Origin of the sequence: Streptomyces sp. NPDC051987 (assembly GCF_040680735.1) — a bacterium.
Classification (GTDB): Bacteria; Actinomycetota; Actinomycetes; order Streptomycetales; family Streptomycetaceae; genus Streptomyces.
Genome location: NZ_JBFAXI010000033.1, coordinates 16936 through 37834, shown reverse-complemented (window position 1 = coordinate 37834; position 20899 = coordinate 16936). Strand labels below are relative to the sequence as shown.

At 73.0% G+C, this 20899-nt stretch carries 17 protein-coding genes; 8 read left to right on the top strand and 9 right to left on the bottom strand.

Features of this window, described 5'->3' with window-relative positions; all coding sequences use genetic code 11:
* Positions 1 to 57 precede the first annotated feature (57 nt).
* On the bottom strand, positions 58 to 774 hold the full coding sequence (locus tag AB0M11_RS19565; RefSeq protein ID WP_365707034.1) for a TetR/AcrR family transcriptional regulator: 717 nt from the start codon (positions 772 to 774) through the stop codon (positions 58 to 60).
* A gap of 181 nt (positions 775 to 955) precedes the next feature.
* Here AB0M11_RS19565 and AB0M11_RS19560 point away from each other — a divergent pair, with 181 nt between their 5' ends.
* Complete coding sequence (locus tag AB0M11_RS19560; protein WP_365707127.1) at positions 956 to 2560, top strand: CocE/NonD family hydrolase; 1605 nt, start codon at positions 956 to 958, stop codon at positions 2558 to 2560.
* A gap of 131 nt (positions 2561 to 2691) precedes the next feature.
* On the opposite strand, the gene AB0M11_RS19555 is transcribed toward AB0M11_RS19560, so the two are convergent.
* The 6 genes from AB0M11_RS19555 to AB0M11_RS19530 form a co-directional block, all read right to left on the bottom strand.
* A complete protein-coding gene (locus tag AB0M11_RS19555; protein WP_365707032.1) occupies positions 2692 to 4659 on the bottom strand; it encodes a GAF domain-containing protein in 1968 nt (655 codons plus the stop codon).
* Between the two features lie 75 nt (positions 4660 to 4734).
* Positions 4735 to 5541, bottom strand: coding sequence for a 3-hydroxybutyrate dehydrogenase (locus AB0M11_RS19550; RefSeq protein ID WP_365707030.1), 807 nt, complete (start codon positions 5539 to 5541; stop codon positions 4735 to 4737).
* Positions 5542 to 5595: 54 nt separating this feature from the next.
* The gene (locus AB0M11_RS19545) at positions 5596 to 6075 is read right to left on the bottom strand and encodes an NUDIX domain-containing protein (RefSeq protein ID WP_365707028.1); all 480 of its coding nucleotides are present in this window, start codon (positions 6073 to 6075) and stop codon (positions 5596 to 5598) included.
* Positions 6076 to 6178: 103 nt separating this feature from the next.
* Positions 6179 to 7792: an apolipoprotein N-acyltransferase gene (gene lnt, locus AB0M11_RS19540; RefSeq protein ID WP_365707026.1), complete on the bottom strand. Its 1614-nt coding sequence runs from the start codon at positions 7790 to 7792 to the stop codon at positions 6179 to 6181.
* A 278-nt stretch (positions 7793 to 8070) separates the two neighbouring features.
* On the bottom strand, positions 8071 to 8628 hold the full coding sequence (locus AB0M11_RS19535) for a hypothetical protein (RefSeq protein ID WP_365707024.1): 558 nt from the start codon (positions 8626 to 8628) through the stop codon (positions 8071 to 8073).
* Between the two features lie 89 nt (positions 8629 to 8717).
* On the bottom strand, positions 8718 to 9509 hold the full coding sequence (locus tag AB0M11_RS19530) for an aspartate/glutamate racemase family protein (protein ID WP_365707022.1): 792 nt from the start codon (positions 9507 to 9509) through the stop codon (positions 8718 to 8720).
* 39 nt (positions 9510 to 9548) lie between these two features.
* On the opposite strand from AB0M11_RS19530, the gene AB0M11_RS19525 reads away from it, so the two are divergent.
* The gene (locus tag AB0M11_RS19525; RefSeq protein ID WP_365707020.1) at positions 9549 to 10742 is read left to right on the top strand and encodes a glycosyltransferase; all 1194 of its coding nucleotides are present in this window, start codon (positions 9549 to 9551) and stop codon (positions 10740 to 10742) included.
* Between the two features lie 12 nt (positions 10743 to 10754).
* Here AB0M11_RS19525 and AB0M11_RS19520 read toward each other — a convergent pair whose 3' ends face one another.
* The gene (locus AB0M11_RS19520; RefSeq protein WP_365707018.1) at positions 10755 to 12083 is read right to left on the bottom strand and encodes a TerD family protein; all 1329 of its coding nucleotides are present in this window, start codon (positions 12081 to 12083) and stop codon (positions 10755 to 10757) included.
* A 279-nt stretch (positions 12084 to 12362) separates the two neighbouring features.
* On the opposite strand from AB0M11_RS19520, the gene AB0M11_RS19515 reads away from it, so the two are divergent.
* The 6 genes from AB0M11_RS19515 (at position 12363) to AB0M11_RS19490 (ending at position 19415) form a co-directional block, all read left to right on the top strand.
* A complete protein-coding gene (locus tag AB0M11_RS19515) occupies positions 12363 to 12824 on the top strand; it encodes a DUF6643 family protein (RefSeq protein WP_365707016.1) in 462 nt (153 codons plus the stop codon).
* A 41-nt stretch (positions 12825 to 12865) separates the two neighbouring features.
* The gene (locus AB0M11_RS19510; protein ID WP_365707015.1) at positions 12866 to 13690 is read left to right on the top strand and encodes an MOSC N-terminal beta barrel domain-containing protein; all 825 of its coding nucleotides are present in this window, start codon (positions 12866 to 12868) and stop codon (positions 13688 to 13690) included.
* A 518-nt stretch (positions 13691 to 14208) separates the two neighbouring features.
* Positions 14209 to 14814: a hypothetical protein gene (locus tag AB0M11_RS19505; protein WP_365707013.1), complete on the top strand. Its 606-nt coding sequence runs from the start codon at positions 14209 to 14211 to the stop codon at positions 14812 to 14814.
* A gap of 177 nt (positions 14815 to 14991) precedes the next feature.
* Positions 14992 to 17427 carry a right-handed parallel beta-helix repeat-containing protein gene (locus AB0M11_RS19500; protein ID WP_365707011.1) on the top strand — a complete coding sequence of 812 codons (2436 nt, stop codon included), beginning with the start codon at positions 14992 to 14994 and terminating at the stop codon, positions 17425 to 17427.
* A 610-nt stretch (positions 17428 to 18037) separates the two neighbouring features.
* A complete protein-coding gene (locus tag AB0M11_RS19495; RefSeq protein WP_365707009.1) occupies positions 18038 to 18856 on the top strand; it encodes a DeoR/GlpR family DNA-binding transcription regulator in 819 nt (272 codons plus the stop codon).
* 88 nt (positions 18857 to 18944) lie between these two features.
* Positions 18945 to 19415: an SRPBCC family protein gene (locus AB0M11_RS19490; protein ID WP_365707007.1), complete on the top strand. Its 471-nt coding sequence runs from the start codon at positions 18945 to 18947 to the stop codon at positions 19413 to 19415.
* A 4-nt stretch (positions 19416 to 19419) separates the two neighbouring features.
* Here AB0M11_RS19490 and AB0M11_RS19485 read toward each other — a convergent pair whose 3' ends face one another.
* A complete protein-coding gene (locus tag AB0M11_RS19485) occupies positions 19420 to 20544 on the bottom strand; it encodes a PLP-dependent cysteine synthase family protein (protein WP_365707005.1) in 1125 nt (374 codons plus the stop codon).
* Positions 20545 to 20899: the final 355 nt, after the last annotated feature.

The following is a 20899-nucleotide window of genomic DNA, read 5'->3' as shown; positions in this document are numbered from 1 at the left end:
GGACTACCGGAAACAGATCTGTGCCGCGAGCGGCACGGCCGTCACCGCCGCATGGCGTCAGTCGGTGTCGAGGCCGTCGACCAGGCGGTTGAGGAACCGGGTGAAGGTGGCGTCGGGCGTGAGGGGACGCCCGGGAGCGGACAGGGCTTCGGCGAGTTCCGGGTGGCGGCCGTCGGCGGCGACCGCCGCGAGATAGCGGGCCTCGGCCGCGGCCCGTTCCGGCGATCGTGTGACGTCGGCCTGCGCGATCTCATGGGCGACGTGCCCGGCCACGAACGCGGTGATCTGGGCGAAGACCTCCAGCTTCGCCGCACCGTCCAGCCCGGTGGGCCGCAGGACGGCGAGCACGCGCTCCAGGAAGGCCAGCGTGTTGGGGCCCGGAACGCGGCGGGTGGACAGGGCGGCGGGCAGCCAGGGGTGGCGCAGCATGTGGGCGCGCTGCAGTCGGGCGACGGTCTTCAGGTCGGCGCGCCAGTCGCCGCTGAGCGGGTCCGGGAGCGTGAGTTCGCCGCTGACGTGGTCGACCATCAGTTCCAGCAGCGTCTCCTTGTCGGGTGCGTAGCTGTAGAGCGACATGACGCCCGCTCCGACCTCGGCGGCCACCCGCCGCATGGTGACCGCGTCGAGTCCTTCCGCGTCCGCCACCGCGACGGCCGCCGCGGTGATCGCCTGCCGGCTGAAGGAGGGCCTGCGGCCCCTGCGGGGCTCGGCGGGAGGCAGCCAGAGCTGTTCGGGGTCGACGCTCTCGGCACCGGACTTTCCGTCACTGGACACGACCTCGCGCTCCTTGCCCTGTTTGTCGGGTCGACTGTTGCCGAGGTCATCCAAGCATCCTCTATTCTCGTACCACGTACGAGAATAGAGGAGGGGCACGATGCCTTCACGCACGCCCGACGCCGTGACCGGATCGACCTGGGTGCCGCCCGCCGGCAAACCGCCGCTGTCCTCGCGGATGATGAGAGCGACCTGGCGGGGTCTGCCGGCGAGACGGCACGAGGCCGGATGGGAGCCGGGTCTGTCGGTGCCGGCCGCCGACGGCAGCCCGCTGCTCACGGACCACTATTTCCCGCGCGCCCACGGCGACTTCCCCACCCTTCTGGTCCGCTCGCCCTACGGCCGTGGCCTGCCGTGGTCGCCCCAGTACGGCCTGCTCTTCGCCGAACAGGGCTTCCACGTGGTCCTGCAGAGCTGCCGCGGCACCGGAGGTTCCGGCGGCGCGTTCGATCTGTGGCGCAACGAGGCCGCCGACGGCCAGGCCACGGTGTCCTGGCTGCGCGAACAGCCCTGGTTCGACGGAACACTGGGGACGGTCGGCCCCAGTTACCTGGGCTACGTGCAGTGGGCCCTCGCCCTGGACCCGCCGCCCGAACTCAAGGCGATGGTGGTGCAGGTCGGGCTGCACGACCCCCACGCCCTGTTCCACGCGGACGGTGCGCTGCGCCTGGAGAACGCCCTCGCCGTGGGCCTGGGCATGACCTACCAGCACCAGGGCATGGCACCGTTCCTCAAGGCGACGCTGCGGCTGCAGCGCCACCTGCGCGACATCACCACCGCGCAGCCCCTGCTCGGGGCGTACCGGTCCGCCTTCGGCACCGAACTGCCCTGGCTGGACGACGTGATGACACATCCGGACGCCGAGGACGCCTACTGGCAGGGCGCGTCGCCGGCCGCGTCGGCGGAACGGCTTTGTGTGCCCACGGTTCTGATCACCGGTTGGCACGACGCACTGGCCGACCAGACCTTCGAGCAGTACGACCGGCTGCGGCGCGCCGGATGTGAGACCGCCCTGCTCGTCGGTCCCTGGACCCACACGTCCGCCCTGCAGCAGGGTTGGCCGGAAGTGTTCACGGAGAGCCTCGCGTGGCTGCGCGCCCACCTGTGCGCCGCCCCCTCCGGCCTGCGTCCCACCGCGGTGCGTGTGCACATGGGGGGCGAGAACGCCTGGCGGGACCTCGCCGACTGGCCCCCGGCCGCGACCACCACCTCGTGGTACCCCGTCCCCGGCGGGCATCTCACCCAGCAGCCTCCCACGGGCCGCGCACCCGTGGCGGCGTTCCGCTACCACCCGGCCGACCCGACCCCCTCCCTTGGCGGCGCACTGCTCTCGCGCACCGCCGGGACCCGGAACAACGCCACCCTGGAGGCCCGGGACGACGTCCTGACCTTCACCGGCCCGCCGCTGACGGAGCACCTGGACATCCTGGGCCCGGTCTCCGCCCGGCTGAGCGTCTCCACCGACACCGGACACGCCGACGTCTTCACCCGCCTGTGCGACGTGGACCCCCACGGCCGCTCCGTCAACATCTGTGACGGGTTCAGCCGGCTCCGGACGGCCGACCGGGCGGCCTCGGAGGTCACCGTGGCGATGAGCGCCACCGCCCACCGCTTCCTCGCCGGACACCGCATCCGCTGGCAGATCAGCGGAGGCGCCCACCCACGCTACGCCCGCGGCACCGGAACCGGTGTGTCACCGGTGCACGCCACCACCTTCACACCGGTGCGGATGACGCTCCACACGGACTCGGCGCTGATCCTTCCCGGCAGGTCGGAGCTCGCCTAGTTCGCCTGTCCGCGGCTCCCCGTGCCGAGTCCGCCGCCGATGGTCGAAGCCACGTGCGCGGCTGCACCGCCGACTCGACGGTCATGAGGAGGAGTCGGTCCGCTGAGCCCGCGCCGCTGGTCCCGCCGGGGTCAGCGGCGCTCCGGCCGCGCCCCCAGCCGGTGCAGGCGCAGGGCGAGCTGGATCTCCAGGGCGCGGGCGGGGCTCTGCCAGTCGTCGCCGAGCAGTCGGGCCACCCGGTCCAGCCGCTGGGCCACCGTGTTCACGTGGACGTGGAGCTCGTCCTTCGTGCGGGCCGGGCTCATTCCGCAGGCGAAGTAGGCGTCGAGGGTGCGCACCAGTTCCGTGCCGCGCCGCGTGTCGTAGGCGACGACCGGGCCGATGGTGCGCGTGACGAACGCGGCGACGTCCCGTTCACCGGCGAGGAGCAGGCCGAGGAATCCCAAGTCCTCGGCGGCGGCGCCGTCTCCGGCCCGGCCCAGGACATGCAGCGCGTCGAGGCAGCGGCGGCCCTCGGCGTAGGCGACGGCCACGGTGTCGGGGCGGGAGGCGAGGTCGGCGACGGGGCCGGAGGCACCGACGGTCACCGGCTGGCGGACGGCGCTGCCGAGGTGGCGGGCGGTGCGCCGGGCCAGCTCGGTGGCCGTGTCGCCGGGGCCCAGCGGCAGCAGCAGGACGGTGCCGCCGTCCCGGGCGGCGGCGAGGCCGTGCCGGGCGGCGGCGAGACGGGAGGCCGCCGACCACAGCCGGCGGCGGGCGGCCGCCTCCGCCTCGGCATCGGCCGCCGGGCCGTCCGGGCGGGCGGCGAGCACGACGTGGGTGGCGTCCAGGTCGGCGTGCAACCTGGTGGCTCGGTCGCGCAGTTGGCGCGGCTCGCGGGCGCGGGCGTCCAGCAGGTCGTCCAGCAGTTCGCCGCGCACCCGCTGTTCGGCCTCGGCAGCGGAGCGTCGGGCGAGCAGGAGCAGTGAGGTGACCATCGCAGCACGCTCCAGGGTGCGCTGGTCGACGGGGTCGAGGCCGGGGCGGCCGCGCAGCACCAGCGCGCCGAGGAGTTCGCCGCCCGCGGCGACCGCGGCGATCCAGTCGTCGCCGTGCCGTACCGCGTGCCCCTCCGTGCGCGACGTCGTGAGCGACCGGGGGTCGGCGGCGTCGGTGAACTCGACCGTGCCGCCGAGGACCTCGGAGACGACGGCGGCCACGTCGTGGACCTGGCCGCCGCGCAGCACGAGTTCGGCGAGCCGGTCGTGGATGTCCGAGGCGCGTTCGACGGCCGCGCTGTGGTCCTTGATGATCTCGTTGGCCCGTTCCAGGCCGGTCATGGCCGAGCGGGTCTCGGTGAGCAGGTTCGCCGTGTCGATGGCGGCCGCGGCGAGCGCGGCGAAGGAGCCGAGCAGCGCGATCTGCTCCCGCTCGAAGACACGTGCCCGCCGGTCCGCCGCGAACAGCACCCCGATGACGTGCGGTCCCAGCATGAGCGGCACGCCGAGGATGGCGACCAGGCCCTCGTCGCGCACCCCGGCGTCGATGGAGAGCGTGTGCCGGAAGCGGTCGTCCCTGAAGTAGTCGTCGGTGACGTACGGCCGCGCGGTCTGTGCGACGAGTCCGCCCAGCCCCTCCCCCATGCCGAGCCGCAGTTGCTGGAAGCGGGCCGCGACCGAACCCTCGGTGACCCGCATGTAGGTGTCACCGCGCTCCGGGTCGTTCAGGCTCAGGTAGGCGACGTCCGTGCCGAGCAGGGAACGGGCACGCTGGACGATGGCCTGGAGCACGGCGTCCACGTCCCGCAGTCCTGCCAGGTCGTGGGCGGTCTCGAACAGGGCGGACAGTTCGGCCTCGCGGCGGCGTCTGCCCTCCAGCTCCGCGCGCACCCGCAGCGCGAGGAGTTTGGCCCGCTCCAGGGCGGCGATCCGCTCCGGCGGCCGGTTCTCGGCGCGGGCCAGCAGCACCGGCTGCTCGTACGCCTCCGCCGAGGCGCCCCTGGCCAGCAGTTCGAGGTACGCCGGCTCGGCGCCCCCCAGGACGTCGGCGCCCAGATCGAGGGCGCCGGCCACCGGAGCCGGGGCCGGCCGCCGGACGGACTGCACGTGATCGCGAGACATGGTCACAGGATTCCGCATCGCCGCTCGGGCCCGTCGGGCCTGTGGAAAACTCGGGGCCGACGGGCGCCCGGTCCGTCAGTGGGCCGTCCAGCCGCCGTCGAGCACCAGCGAGGTGCCCGTGACGAAGGACGCCTGGGGGGCACACAGGTAGGCCACGGCCTCGGCGACCTCCTCCGGTTCGACGAGCCGCTTGACGGCACTGTCGGTCAGGAGCACCTCGGACAGGACCCGCTCCTCGGGGATGCCGTGGGCGCGGGCCTGGTCGGCGAGCTGCTTCTCCACCAGCGGGGTGCGCACATAGCCCGGGTTCACACAGTTCGAGGTCACCCCATGGGGTGCTCCCTCCAGCGCCGCCGTCTTGGACAGGCCTTCCAGACCGTGTTTGGCGGCCACATAGGCGGACTTGTAGGCGGAGGCGCGCAGCCCGTGGACGGAGGACACGTTCACGATCCGCCCCCAGCCCTGTTCGTACATGTGCGGAAGCGCGCCCCGGATCAGCCGGAACGGGGCCTCCAGCATCACGGTCAGCACGGTGTGGAAGACGTCCGGCGGGAACTCCTCGATGGGACGCACCAGTTGGAGGCCCGCGTTGTTGACGAGGACGTCGGTGCCGGCGGCGGCGCGTTCGGCCGCGTCCAGGTCGGTGAGGTCGAGGACGTACGGTTCGACGGCGCCGTCGCCCGTGGGGCCCGGGGTGCGCCCGGCGAGGTCGACGAGTTCGGCCAGCCCCGGCTCGTCCCGGTCGACGGCTCTGACGCGGGCCCCGGCCGCCGCGAGACGCAGGGCGCAGGCCCGTCCGATGCCGCCCGCGGCACCGGTGACGAGGGCGGTGCGACCGTGCAGGTCGAGGGCGGGGGCGGTGGGGGTGCTGGGCGAACTCATGGGTCGACCCTAGGGGGCACCCACCCACTCCCCCATAGCGTCAGCACACATACTTCAGCTGAAAGCCGTAGGGTCGAACCATGTGGGTGCATCCGACATGGCCTGTTTGATCCGGAACACCCCGAACTCGTTCAGCTCCGGCAGGGCGTCCACGTCGAACCAGGCCACGTCCAGTGACTCGTCGTCGTTCACGCGGGCCTCGCCGCCGACGGCGCGGCAGCGGAAGGTGATGTCCATGTACTGGCAGACGTCCGCGTTCGGGTAGGTGACAGGCTCCAGCGCCTGGACCAGGACCACCCGCTCGGCGACGCAGCGTACCGCCGTCTCCTCGAAGACCTCGCGCACCGCGCAGGCCGCGGGCTGCTCCCCGGGCTCCGGAATGCCGCCGATGACCGACCACTTACGGGTGTCGGTGCGGCGGCCCAGCAGCACTCTGCCGTCGTCGTCGAAGACGATGGCGGTGATCCCGGGCAGCCAGAGCAGTTGGTGCCCCGCGGTGGCCCGGATCGTGCGGATGAAGTCAGGAGTAGCCATGAGCCGACCCTAACCGTCCGGTTCCCGGCCCACGGCCACAGCCACAGCCACAGCCACAGCCACAGCCACAGCCACAGCCACGGGGCGTACAGCGGGTGTACGGCTACGCGTCACCGGCGCGCCGACCGCGCATCCCGGCCCCGATCGCCCAGCCGACCCCGCCGGCCGCGACCAGCACCAGCGCGATCTCGGGCAGGATGCCCAGCCGGGTGGCGGGCGTCTCGGAGGTCCGCAGCGGTACCTTCTGGACCAGGTAGGCGGGCACGAACATGCCGGTCCGCTGGGTGATCTTCCCGTCCGGCATGATGATCGCGCTGACGCCGCTGGTCACCGGCACGGTGACGGTCCTGCTGTGCTCGACCGCGCGGATCCGGGACATGGCGAGCTGCTGGTAGGTCATCTCGCTGCGGTCGAAGGTGGCGTTGTTGCTCGGCACGGAGATCATCTCGGCGCCGTGCGTGACGGTGTCCCGCACGTCCCAGTCGAAGGCGGCCTCGTAGCAGGTCGCGAGGCCGACCCTGGTGCCGTCGATGTCGAACACGCCGGGCTTGGCGCCCCGGCTGAAGTCCTGGCGGACCATGCCGGTCCAGTCCTTGTTGATGGCGCCGACCAGTCCGCGCAGCGGGAGGTACTCACCGAAGGGCTGGATCTGCCGCTTGTCGTACGTCGCCGTCGGGCCCTTGACCGGGTCCCACAGGATCTGCTCGTTGAGCAGCTTGCCGTCCCGCTCGACCACCCCGCCGACCGAGACGGGCACGCCCATCGCCTTGGCGGCCTCGTCGATCACGGCGGCGGCGTCGGCGTCGGCGAAGGGGTCGACGTCGGAGGAGTTCTCCGGCCACAGCACGAAGTCCGGCTTGGCGACCTTGCCCGCCTTGACGTCGGCGGCCAGCTTGAGCGTCTCCTTCACGTGGTAGTCGAGCACCGCCTGCCGCTGGGAGGCGAAGTCCAGGCCCGCGCGCGGCACGTTGCCCTGGATGGCCGCGACGGTGACCGAGCCGTCCTCGGCCTTGTCGCTCACCAGCGTCCGCGCGGCGATGGCGCCCACCACCGGCACGGCCACGCTCAGCAGGGCCGCGGCCGCCGCTCCCCGCCGGAGCTCGCGGGTACGCCGGCCCTCGACGGCCATCCGCACCGCCTCGTACAGACCGAACCCGCACAGGACGACGCCGAAACCCAGCACCGGGGTGCCGCCCACCGCGGCCAGCGGCAGGAAGACCCCGTCCGCCTGGCCGAAGGCGATCTTGCCCCAGGGGAAGCCGCGGAAGGGCACGCGCGCGCGTGCGGCCTCGCCCGCGATCCACAGGGCGGCCGCCCACACCGGCCAGCCCGGCAGCTTGGAGACGGCGGCCACACCCACACCGACCAGTGCGACGAAGATCGCCTCGATCGCCACCAGCGCCAGCCACGGCCCGGGGCCGACCTCCACACCCGTCCACACCAGCAGGGGCAGCAGGAAGCCGAGCCCGAAAAGGTAGCCGAGACCGAGCGCCGCCTTCCAGGAGCGGCCGCGCAGCACCCACCCCAGTCCGGCGAAGGCGGGCAGGGCCAGCCACCACAGGGTGCGCGGCGGGAAGCTGACGTACAGCAGCACTCCGCTGAGCGCGGAGGCGGCGGCCGGGACCAGGCGGCGGAGCAGCCGAAGGGCGCGTGCGCGGGGCGCGGGACGCGGCGTGAGCTGGTCCGACGGGTCCACGGAAGTTGCGGTGACGGTCACTCGGGGAGTGTACGGCGGTTGACTTTGTGGTCGACAGCGCGGTCTCGGGATGGATGAATCACACGGTTCCCGCGCGAGCGACGGTCTCGGCGGGGGCGGGCCTGCTCGCGGGCCTGGCGACGGCACGCCCCTGGGAGGCGGGGGCGCCGGGCAGTCGCCCCGGGGGCTGAACGGCGCGGACTCAGGTGCGCCGAGCCCATGTGTGAGGCCTGCGCCAGTACGCCGAGCCCATGTGTGCGGCCTGCGTCAGTACGCCGAGCCCATGTGTGCGGCCTGCGTCAGTGCGCGGTGCCCGGTGTGATCGTCCGCAGGCGTTCCCTGATGACGCGCACCGCCGACTCGGCGTTGTCCACGGTGATCGTGAAGGTGTGGCCGTCCCACAGGCGCAGGACGATGCCCTCGCCACGGCGGACGACGACGGCCGTGCCCTTCTCGGGGCGCCAGCGGTAGCCCCAGCCACCCCAGTGGCGCGGCGTGATCTGCGCTGAGAAGTCGGCGCCGACCACATGGGAGAGCGGAATACGCCGACGCGGTACTCCTATGTGTCCGCAGCGGATCTCCAGGCACTCCCGGTCGAGCTTCAGGTCGACATGCACGAAGGCGAGGGTGCCGAAGAGGACCAGCAGTCCGGCCGCGATGCAGCCGACGACCGACATCACCAGCGGGGCGACCCCCGAGGTCCAGGCGGAGTCCACGGCCAGTTCGATGCCGAGCGCCATGCAGGCCGCGCCGACCAGCGCCAGCAGCCACTGGACCCGGTTCGTGGCGCGCCCCGTCCAGACGTCCGGGTGCGAGGCGCCCTTGTCCGGAGAGGGGTCGCGGGGGTGGTCCCTCATGTCTACGAGACTACTCAGGTTTCGCTGCGCGGGTACCGCGTCGCGGAGGGTGACTGCTCACATCGGCGGTGTCCGCTGCCGCGCAGGCGTCACGGGGAGGCGGCAGGACTGGCCGCGCGGAGCAGGCGGGCCTCGGCGTAGCCGAGCGCGGCCTGCGGCAGGTCGCCCTCGCGGCCGTTGAGCAGCACGGTCACCGTGCCGGTGGCCGGTGCGTCGGGCGCCGGCTGCGCACCGATCCGGCGCAGCGCCTGGGCGGCCACCGCACCGGCGGAGCCGTGCAGGGCCAGAGGGGCGGCGCCCGGGCGCTGGACGGCGGCGCGGATGCGTTCCGCCAGGAGTTCGTAGTGGGTGCAGCCCAGGACCACGGTCGTCACGTCGTCGGGGGTGAGCCGGGCCGCCGCCGTCACGGCGGCGTCGATGGCGGCCCGGTCGGCATGCTCGACGGCCTCGGCCAGCCCCCAGCAGGGCACCTCGGTGACCGGCACGCCGCCGGCGAAGTCCTCGATGAGGCCCCGCTGGTAGGCGCTGCCCGTGGTGGCGGGGGTCGCCCAGATGGCGACGTGGCCGCCGCCGGCGGCGGCCGGCTTGATCGCCGGGACCGTGCCGATGACCGGGATGCCGGGCTCCAGGCGGGCGCGGAGCGCGGGCAGGGAGTGCACGGTGGCGGTGTTGCAGCCGATGATCAGCGCGTCGGGCCGGCGGGCGGCGGCGGCCTCGGCGACGGCCATGGCGCGCTCGGTGACGCCCTCGGGGGTGCGCGGACCCCAGGGCATGCCCGCGGGGTCGAAGGAGAGGACGAGATCGGCGTCGGGGCGCAGCCGTCGTACCGCTGCGGTGGCCGCCAGCAGGCCGATTCCGGAGTCGATGAGCGCGATCTTCACCCGGCCACGATAGACGATGGGCCGTTGGGAGCAGGCCCCATGGGGCAGACTGCGCGGGTGAGCGCCATCGCGTGGATTACCGCCGTATCGCTGGCCGCCTGGCTCTGGCTGCTGCTCTGCCAGGGCTTCTTCTGGCGCACCGACGTCCGGCTGCCGCCCCTGCGCGAGCCCGCCCGGTGGCCGGACGTGTGCGTGGTGGTCCCGGCCCGCGACGAGGCGGCCGTGCTGCCCCTGAGTCTGCCGTCCTTGCTGGCGCAGGACTATCCGGGGCGGGCGGAGGTGTTCCTGGTCGACGACGGCAGCAGCGACGGCACCGGCGAGCTGGCCCGTGAGCTGTCCGCGCGCCACGGCGGGCTGCCGCTGACCGTGACCTCGCCCGGCGAACCGCCGGCGGGCTGGACGGGCAAGCTGTGGGCGGTGCGGCACGGCATGACCCTGGCACGCGCGCGTGACCCCGAGTACCTGCTGCTGACGGACGCCGACATCGCGCACGAGCCGGACAGCCTGCGGCTGCTGGTGGCGGCCGCCCGCACCGGGGGCTTCGACCTGGTCTCGCAGATGGCCCGGCTGCGTGTGGCGAGCCTGTGGGAACGGCTCGTGGTGCCGGCCTTCGTCTACTTCTTCGCCCAGCTGTACCCGTTCCGGCGGATCGGGCGGAAGGGGTCGCGCACGGCGGCAGCGGCGGGCGGCTGCGTCCTGCTGCGCACCGACGCGGCGGCGCGGGCACGCGTCCCGGAGGCCGTCCGGCACGCCGTGATCGACGACGTGGCGCTCGCCCGCGCGGTGAAGGGCACCGGCGGGCACATCTGGCTGGGGCTCGCCGACCGGGTGAACAGCGTGCGTCCCTATCCGCGCCTGCACGACCTGTGGCGGATGGTCTCGCGCAGCGCTTACGCGCAACTGCGGCACAACCCGCTGCTGCTGCTCGGCACGGTCGCCGGTCTCACGCTGGTGTACCTGGTGCCGCCGGCGGCGGTGGCGGCGGGGGCGGTCGCCGGCGACCCGGCGGCGGTGCTCCTCGGCGCCGCGGCCTGGCTGGTGATGACCGCGACGTATGTGCCGATGCTCCGCTATTACCGGCAGCCGCTCCGGCTCGCTCCCCTGCTGCCGTTCACCGCGTTCCTCTACCTCCTCATGACCGTCGACTCGGCGGTGCAGCACTACCGGGGGCGCGGCGCCGCCTGGAAGGGCCGCACGTACGCGCGTCCGGACACGGTCGCCGACGAAGGCTGACCGTCCGGTGGGTCACTTGCGGCCGGGCGTCCAGTTCATCCCCCAGCCGTAGGCGCGGTCGACGGTCCGCTGGGGGCTGACTCCGCGCTCCGGGACCAGATAGCGGGCCTCGCGCCGCACGACGAGGTCGCCGCCCGTGTTGGTGAGCAGGGCCAGCGCGCACACGGTCGAGGGAACCGTGCACTCGTCCAGGGAGAAGTCGACCGGGGCGCCGTGCTGGGGCTGGAGGGTGACCGTGGCGTGCAGGTCGGCGAAGGAGGAGGCACCCTGGTAGATGGTCACGAAGACCAGGATGCGCCGGAAGTCCCGGGTGTGATCGAGGTTGACGGTGAGGTTCTCGCCGCTCGACACGGCGCCGGTACGGTCGTCGCCGTCGAGATGGATGTACGGCGGCCGGTTCACGGAGCCGAAGGCGTTGCCCAGCGCCTGGACGACGCCCTTGCGGCCGTCGGCGAGTTCGTACAGGGCGCACAGGTCGAGGTCGAGGGCGCCCGATCCGCCGGGCCGCCCGCCCCAGCCGGGGAGCTGCTTGCGGACCTGCCAGTTGAGGTTGACCCGCAACGCCCCCGAGGTGCCGCCCTGCTTGGCCAGCGAGACGGAGGGCGCCGCCTTGGTGAGCGTCACCTTGGACAGCCGTACGGGCGCGGTCGGCGGGGGCTGCGGACCGGGGGAGACCGGTGCCGGGTGCTGCGGCAGGACCGGGCCGGCGGGGTGCGGCGGGGCGAGCGGACCGGGGGCCGCGGGGCCGGCCGGGACCGGGTCCGACGGGGTGAGCTGCGGCATCGGAGGCGGCGTCGGATGCTGCGGCTCGTCCACCGTGATCCCGAAATCGGTGGCGAGCCCCTCCAGCCCGCTGCTGTACCCCTGTCCCACCGCGCGGAACTTCCAGCCGCCCTGACGCCGGTACAACTCCCCCAGTACGAACGCGGTCTCCACCGTGGCGCCGGTGCTGTCGAAACGGGCGACCACGCGCGCGTCCACCGCGTCCCGGACCTCGATGTAGAGGCCGGGGATCTGCCCGAACGTTCCGCCGTCGGCCGAGGCCGCGAGGACGATTCGCTCGATCGGGGTCTCCACGTGCGCGAGGTCGACGAAAAGGGTGTCCGTGACCAGGTCGCCCGAGCGCCGCTTGCCCTCGTGGCGGACCGCGCCGGAGGCGTGCTCAGGCTGGTTGTAGAAGACGAAGTCGCCGTCGGAGCGGACCTTCCCGGCCACCAGCAGCAGCGCCGAGGCGTCCGCGTCGGGGACACCCGGACCGGAGCGCCGGCCCAATTCGACACGCAGGGCCGTGGCCGGCACCGGCGTATTCGATCCTTTCGGCATTGACATGTCCGCCCCCATCGCGTGTCGGCATGCCGGGCGCGTCCCGGCGGTCCCGCATCTTCCCTACCCGCACAACCTATTCCCGGGGACAGGGATCACCCATGAGCGGCACAGCAAGATCCCTGGCCAACTGGCGGTAACCGGCTCGGAACTCGGCCTTTACACGATCAGAACGCTGATTGCCGTCCTTTTTTGCCGAGTTCGCTCGGATTAGGGATCCAGCGTCACCGCCGACACGGAAAACAACCCTCTTATCGGTCTCCCCAACCAGCACATCGTGGGCTTAACTTATGTGCCATGACCTCCCCCCGCTCCACCTATGGCGGCGGCTACTACTCCGCCTCCTTCCCGGACACCCCGATCTACGACTCGCTCGTGGCCGAGCGGGGCACCCCGCAGATCGCCCCGATCCGGGTCCCTCCCGCCTACGACGCGCCCAGCAGCTTCAGCAACCTGCCCGCGCTGCCGTCGGCTCTGCCCGCCCTCCCGGCGGGGCCCTCCCAGCCGGCCGCGGGCTATGGCTACCCGCAGCAGATGCAGCAGCCCGCACCGCTGCAGCAGGCGCCCACGGCGTACATCCCCCAGCAGGCGACGGGACCGCGCGGCTACCCCGCGCAGCAGCCGCAGCCGCCCCGGCCGATGATGAGCGGCTCGGGTTACGAGGCGATGCGCCCGGCCGCTCCGCGCCCCGCACCGGCGGCTCCGTACCAGGACCCGTACAACAACCAGCAGCAACAACAGCAGTACCGCGGCTACTGATCGGCACCCCCGATGTCCGTGCGGCCTGGCACGATGGCGTCATGGGGAAGGCCGAACTGCAGTCCATTCACGTTCATCCGGTCAAGGCGCTCCGGGGCTTCTCGCCCCGGGAGGCCGCCGTGGAGCCCTGGGGGCTGGCCGGTGACCGACGCTGGGTCCTGATCGACGACGGGGGAAAGGTCGTCACCCAGCGGGAACAGCCGCGCCTCGCGCTGGCCGCTGCCGAGCTGCTGCCCGGCGGCGGCGTACGTCTGTCCGCGCCCGGATGCCCGCCCTTGACCGTGCCGGTCCCTCAGCCGGGGAGCACGGTGCCGGTGGACATCTTCGGAACCAAGGTGGAGGCGGTCCTCGCGGCGGACGCGGCACACGCGTGGTGCGGCGCGTATCTGGAGGCCGACGTCCGCCTCGCCCACATGGACGCCCCCGCGAGCCGCCGCCCGGTCGACCCGCACTACGCGCTGCCGGGCGAGACCGTGAGCTTCGCCGACGGCTTTCCCCTGCTGGTCACCGCACAGGCGTCGCTGGACGCCCTCAACGCCCTGATCGCGCAGGGGGAACACGCCGACGAGGGCCCACTGCCCATGAACCGGTTCCGGCCGAACGTGGTCGTGCGCGGCACACAGGCCTGGGCCGAGGACGACTGGAGCCGGATCGCCATCGGCGAGGTGGAGTTCCGGGTCGCGAAGAGGTGCGGGCGGTGCGTGGTGACCACGACCGACCAGGCCACCGCAGAGCGCGGCCGAGAGCCGCTGCGGACACTGGCACGGCACCGCAGATCCGGCAACCAGCTGATCTTCGGCCAGAACCTGGTCCCGCACTCCCCCGGCACGATCCGGGTGGGCGACCCGGTCCGGATCCTCGGCTGAGATTCCGAAGGCCCGTCGACGGACCGACGGCGCCGGCGGACCGGCGAAGTCGGCGGACCGGCGAAGTCGGCGGACCGGCGAAGTCGGTGACCGGCGAAGTCGGTGACCGGCGAAGTCGGTGACCGGCGAAGTCGGTGACCGGCGAAGTCGGTGACCGGCGAAGTCGGTGACCGGGCGCCGCCGTTGGCCAGTCGCATCGGCGGCGAGGGTTCCAGCGGCCGAACGGCTCGACGGCCGAGCGGGGGCGGCCCACGCCCCAACCGGCCGCACCCCGACCGGCCGCACCCCGACCGGCCGCACCCCGACCGACCTCTCACCGGCCGCCTCCGACCGCGTCGCCCCCGCGCCTCGGGCGATCTCCGCGACCGCGCGGGAACCCCCGCCCGCGTCCCGGTCGTTGGGGTCGTGAGACGTTCGTGTGAGGCCTGGGCCGGGGTGATTTCGCTCTCTCTTCGGCCGACGGCTCGGGCGAACGGGCCGGGCGGGGTTATCACGGAGCGGGAAGGGGGTGGTGGCCGGTGCGAGCGATCCGCGGCCTGTGGCGGTGGCGGCACAACCCGCTGCGCCGCGCGACCGACCTGGTCGAGGCCTGGGTGGCCCTGGTGACTCTGGTCCTGATCGTGGTGGCCGCGCCGGTGCTCGGCTCGTTCGTCGGCGCCGCCGCCCAGGGCACCCTCCAGCGCTCGGTCCGGCAGCAGCACCACGACCGGCACCTCGTCCTGGCCACGGTGGTGCGCCGGCTCGGCGGCGCGCCGGTGGAACCCGACCCCGACGCCACCAGCGCCCACGACAACCGCAGCCGGGTCCTCGCCGACTGGACCGCGCCGGACGGCACCCGGCGGCACGGCCCGGTCCTGACGACCCTCGCCTCCCCGCACAAGGGCGACCACTTCGATCTCTGGGCGGACCGGCACGGCGTCATCACGGGCCGCCCGCTGGACTCCGCGACGGCCACCACGCACGCCGTGCTGGCCGGGTTCGGCGCGGCGTTGCTCACCGCGGGACTGGTCGACGGCGTCAGACGGATGATCGTCTGGCGTATGGTCCGTCGCAGGTACGCACGGTGGGACCAGGCCTGGGAACGGGCGGGCCCGGACTGGGGCAAGGCAGGCACGGGCAGCTGACGGCCTTTCCGTCTCTGGTCGGTCCACCACCTCGGCGCACGCTACGGTGGACCGGCCGAAGCGCATTCGGCATCGACCCGCGCGCGAGCGGACCACAGGAGGCCGGGCACCGTCCACGGTGGCCGCCCCGACGGCGAGCCGGCGATCTGTACGACGAGGTGGGGGCACGGCAACGCCATGGCACAGGGCACGGTCCAGGTGACGCACACCGGCACATCGCGGTGGCGGCGCCGCACAGGTGAGTACGCCTCGCTCGCCGCCGCCCTGGAGGCCGCAGCCGACGGCGACGTCCTCACCGTCGCACCCGGCACCTACCGGGAGAACCTCGTCGTCCAGCGCGCGGTGACGCTGCGCGGTCCGGAGGGCTCGCCGGGATCGGTGCGCATCGCCCCGGTGGACGGTGTCCCGCTGACCGTGCGCGCCTCGGCGGTCGTACAGGACCTGCATGTCGAGGGTCAGGACGCGGCCGCGCCCGCGCTGCTGGTCGAGGAGGGCACGCCCGAGCTGCTGGACGTGCGGATCGTCACCAGGTCCGCCGCCGGCATCGAAGTGCGCGGCGGAGCCCGGCCGACCGTCCGGCGGTGCACCGTCGACAATCCGGCCGGCATCGGCATTGCCGTACTGGACGGCGGCGGGGTGTTCGAGGAGTGCGAGGTCGTGGCGGCCGGGCAGGCCGGCGTGGCGGTGCGCGGCGGCGGCCACCCGCGGCTGGAGCGCTGCCGGGTGCACCACGCGTCGGGCACGGGCATGACGGCGACCGGGGAGGGCTCCGCGCTGGAAGCCGTGGGGTGCGAGATCTACGAGGTGCGCGGCTCCGGTGTGCAGGTCAGCGCGCGGGCGACGGCACACCTCACCGACTGCGACGTGCACCGCACCACCGCCGACGGGGTCACGCTGGACACGGACGCGGTGCTGACCCTCGCGGACTGCCGGATCCACGACATCCCGGAGAACGCGGTCGATCTGCGCTCGCGGTCGGTGCTGACGCTGACCCGGACGACGGTGCGGCAGTTCGGGCGCAACGGCCTGTCGGTGTGGGACCCGGGCACCCGGGTGGACGCCAACCAGTGCGAGATCTTCGACAGCACCGGCGACTATCCGGCGGTGTGGGTCAGCGACGGCGCCACCGCGGTGCTGGACTCCTGCCGGGTGCACGACGTGCCGGACGCCCTGTTCGTGCTGGACCGCGGCTCCCGCGCGGACGTGGTCGACAGCGATCTCTCCCAGGTGCGCAACACGGCGGTGTCGGTGAGCGACGGCGCCACCGCGCAGCTCGACGACTGCCGGATCCGGGACGCGGCCACCGGTGCCTGGTTCCGCGATCACGGCAGCGGCGGCACCCTCAACAACTGCACGGTGGACGGCACCCAGACCGGCGTGATCGTCACCAAGGGCGCCGACCCCACGATCGAGCGGTGCACGGTCGACTCCCCGGCGGAGGCGGGCTTCTACGTGTCGGCGGGGGGCCGCGGCACCTTCGAGAACTGCCGGGTCACCGGCAGCGGCGGCTACGGCTTCCATGTGATCGACGGCTGCCGCACGACGCTGCGCAGGTGCCGTACGGAGCGGTGTGCGCGCGGGGGTTACGAGTTCGCGGACGGCGGTCCGGACGCGGGGACGGGCACCGGCCCGGTGGTGGAGGACTGCACCAGCGACGAGAGCGGCAGCCTGCGGCCGCCCGCGGCGCGCGAGACCGCCGTACAGACCTCGCAGCAGTCCCCCGGTCTGCTGGGCGCGATCCCCGGCCAGCGCAGCGCCGAGCAGGAGCCGCTCATCACCCCGGCCGCGCCCGCGGAACCGGCCCGGACCTCCCAGGCCGTGCTGGGCGAGCTCGACGCGCTGGTCGGCCTGGACAGCGTCAAGCGCGAGGTCCGTGCGCTGACCGACATGATCGAGGTCGGCAGGCGCCGCCGGCAGGCCGGTCTCAAGGCCGCCTCGGTCAAGCGTCACCTGGTGTTCACGGGCTCCCCCGGCACGGGCAAGACGACGGTCGCCCGGCTCTACGGCGAGATCCTCGCCTCCCTCGGAGTACTGGAGAAGGGCCACCTGGTCGAGGTGTCCCGCGTCGACCTGGTCGGCGAGCACATCGGTTCCACGGCGATCCGCACCCAGGAGGCCTTCCAGCGGGCGCACGGCGGGGTGCTGTTCATCGACGAGGCGTACGCGCTGTCGCCGGAGGACGCCGGGCGGGACTTCGGCAAGGAGGCCATCGACACGCTGGTGAAACTGATGGAGGACCACCGGGACTCCGTCGTGGTGATCGTCGCGGGCTACACGGAGGAGATGGAGCGGTTCCTTTCGGTCAACCCCGGTGTGGCGTCGCGGTTCTCCCGGACCATCACCTTCAGCGACTACGGTCCGGAGGAGCTGCTGCGGATCGTGCAGCAGCAGGCCGACGAACACGAGTACCGGCTGGCGCCGGGCGCCGGTGACGCGCTGCTGAAGTACTTCACAGTGCTCCCGAAGGGCCCCGCGTTCGGCAACGGCCGTACCGCCCGGCAGACCTTCGAGGCGATGGTGGAACGGCACGCGAGCCGGGTCGCCCAGCTCGCGGACCCGAGCACCGACGACCTCACCCTGCTGTACCCGGAGGATCTTCCCGAACTCCCCTGACCAGCCGACCGCGGTCGCGCCCGCTGCCCGGGAAGCTCCGGCCGCGGCCGGTCCGGCGCCCGTACCGGAAGCCGGGGCTGCCCAGGGAGGTGCGGCCGGGCTCCAGGGCGTGGGCCAGGGGGCCGATCGAGGTGGTCGCCGGGTCGGGACTCGGCGTCGGTGTCGTCGGCAGGCCGGAAGTCGGCGGCGGTGTCGTCGCCGGTGATCCGCACCGTGCGCGGACCACCGGCATCTTCTCGGGTGGTGCCGCCGACCCCGTGGACCAGGAGCCCAGGTCGGTCTCCGGTGCGGCGGGCCGCTCGGCGGGACGCTGGTCCGTCTGGGTGCGTACCTCAGGATCGCCCGGTTCCGGTGTGACGCACACCACTGGTCACGCCACTGGTCACGCCACTGGTCACGCCACTGGTTCTGGATTTCCCTGGGGTGTGTGACATCCAGGGCAACACATGGTGTCCAGATGACATGTGTGCGCGGCCACAGGGAGTGGCGCAACCTGTGTGGTCCCGTGAAAGGATGGGGCGCCCGCGCACCGGGGCCGGTCGGAATGTCCTGGTCGGGGCCGGTTGGCAGGGCGTGTCGGACGGTTTGAGGCGAGAGGACCGGAGCGTACGTGAGTGAGAACCAGAACCTCCTCGCGGAGCAGCGCCGCGCCCTGATCCTGGACGAGGTCCGGCGCCGGGGCGGCGTGCGGGTGAACGAGCTGACCCGCAAGCTCGGTGTGTCGGACATGACGGTGCGCCGCGACCTGGACGCGCTGGCTCGCCAGGGTGTGCTGGAGAAGGTGCACGGCGGCGCTGTGCCGGTGGTCGAGGCGAGCACCCATGAGCCCGGGTTCGAGGCCAAGTCGGGGCTGGAGCTGACCGCCAAGGAGGACATCGCGCGAGCCGCGGCCGAGTTGGTGGTGCCGGGCACGGCGATCGCCCTGTCCGGCGGTACGACCACGTACGCGCTGGCCCATCATCTGCTGGAGGTCCCCGACCTGACGGTGGTGACGAACTCGGTGCGGGTCGCCGACGTCTTCCACGCGGCCCAGCGGGTCTCCGGGCCGCGGCAGGGCGCGGCGGCGGTGGTCCTGACCGGCGGCGTGCGCACCCCGTCCGACTCGCTGGTCGGCCCGGTGGCCGACCAGGCGATCGCGGCGCTCCACTTCGACCTGCTCTTCCTCGGGGTGCACGGCATATCGGTCGAGGCCGGTCTCTCCACGCCGAATCTCGCGGAGGCGGAGACCAACCGCCGCCTGGTGCAGTCGGCCCGCCGGGTGGTCGTGGTCGCCGACCACACCAAGTGGGGCACGGTGGGCCTGAGTTCGTTCGCCAAGTTGGAGCAGGTCGACACGCTGGTCACCGACGCGGGTCTGCCGGCCTCGGCACGTGCGGAGATCTCGGAGCATCTGCGCCGGCTGGTGGTGGCCGGCGCGGCGGAGGGCTGATCGCGTCGGCGGTGCAGACATCTGACGGACCGCCAGTTATCGTGGCGAGGCTGGTCAGCCGCCTTCTCGCTCAAGGGGGTTCTCGTCCATGACGCGCCGACTGCGCCCGGTGGGGCTCGACTTCGTCGAGACCGCGCCGGTACGTCTGGTCTTCGCACGGGAGATGTCAGCGCCGCCCGAGCGGGTCTTCCACGCCCTCAACGACGACGTGCCCGGCTGGGCGGAGTGGTTCTCCGCGGTGACCCGTGCGGAGTCCGTCGACGACGGCGCGGGCCGCGACGTCCGGCTCAAGGGCGGCGGGCGATTCCGGGAGACGGTCATCGCGGCCGAGGCCGCCGAGGTGTACGCCTACCGGGTGGACGCGACCAACGCGCCCGGCGTGCACGCCATCGCCGAGGAATGGCGGCTCGCCCCGTCCGGCGGCGGCACCCGCGTGCAGTGGACCTTCGCCGTGGACGGCACCGTGCCGTTCCGCCTCGCGGTCAGGATGGCACGCGCGGGGCTGGGCCGGGCCTTCCGGGGCGCGGTCGGCGAACTGGACCGGCGCCTCGCGCGGTAGCGGCTCAGCCGGGCCAGACCCCCGTCGCCAGCAGGGAGTCGATCGCGGCCGCGTAGGGCGTGATGTCCAGGTCCTGCTCGGCGAGCCACGTGTCCGAGTAGTACTTGTCGAGGTAGCGGTCGCCCGGGTCGCACAGCAGGGTCACCACGCTGCCCCGCCGCCCCTCGGCCACCATCTCGGCGACGATCTTCAGCGCGCTCCACAGACCGGTCCCGGTGGATCCCCCGGCCTTCCGTCCGATGGCCCGCTCCAGCGCACGTACCGCGGCCACGCTCGCCGCGTCCGGCACCTTCATCATCCGGTCGACGGCGCCCGGCACGAAGCTGGGCTCCATCCGCGGCCGGCCGATGCCCTCGATGCGGGACCCGCAGTCGCACGTGACGTCCGGGTCGCCGGTGGTCCAACCCTCGAAGAAACAGGAGTTCTCGGGGTCGGCGACACAGATCCGGGTGTCGCGCTGGGTGTAGTGGACATAGCGCGCGAGCGTCGCCGACGTGCCGCCGGTACCGGCGGTGGCGACGATCCAGGCGGGCTCCGGGAACCGCTCCAGCTCCAGCTGGCGGAAGATGGACTCGGCGATGTTGTTGTTGCCGCGCCAGTCGGTGGCCCGTTCGGCGTAGGTGAACTGGTCCATGTAGTGGCCGCCGGTCTCCACCGCGAGGCGCGCGGACTCCTCGTACATCTTCCGCGAGTCGTCCACGAAGTGGCACCGACCGCCGTGGAACTCGATGAGCCGGCACTTCTCGGCGCTGGTGGTGCGCGGCATGACGGCGATGAACGGCACGCCGATGAGCTTGGCGAAGTACGCCTCGGAGACGGCCGTCGAGCCGCTGGACGCCTCGATCACCGGTCGGCCCGGCCGGATCCAGCCATTGCACAGGCCGTACAGGAAGAGCGAGCGGGCCAGCCGGTGCTTGAGGCTTCCCGTGGGATGCGTCGACTCGTCCTTCAGGTACAGGTCGATGCCCCAGGCCTCGGGCAGCGGGAAGCGCAGCAGGTGCGTGTCCGCCGACCTGTTCGCATCGGCCTGGACCTTGCGGACGGCCTCTTTGAGCCAGTCGCGGTAGGCGGCGTCGCTGCGGTCGACGTCGAGGGTGGCGCCGGTCCGGATCTGCGGGGTGGTGCTCACGGCGGGACTCCTTACGCTGCGCGCCGACGACGTCCGAACTCGGTCGACGCCTCGATCATAAACACCTTCCGCACGCTTCTCACCTGCATAAACTCATCTTTGAGCGACCCAAAGGCACCCCTGGGGAACGGCTCCGAACGGTGGCGCGAACGCGTCGGGGGCGCATCGGGGCGAGTGCTCCGATGCGCCCCCCGCCCGACGCTCCCCGCGTACTGGTGCTCCGCGCCGAGGGCGGGCAGACTGCCACCGGACGGGACGAACGTCTCGAACGGGGGCGCACACTGGATCACAGCACGAGTCGGAGCACGCCGGGCCGGGGCCGCAGGCTTCGGGGCGGCGACCGAGGTACTCGAAA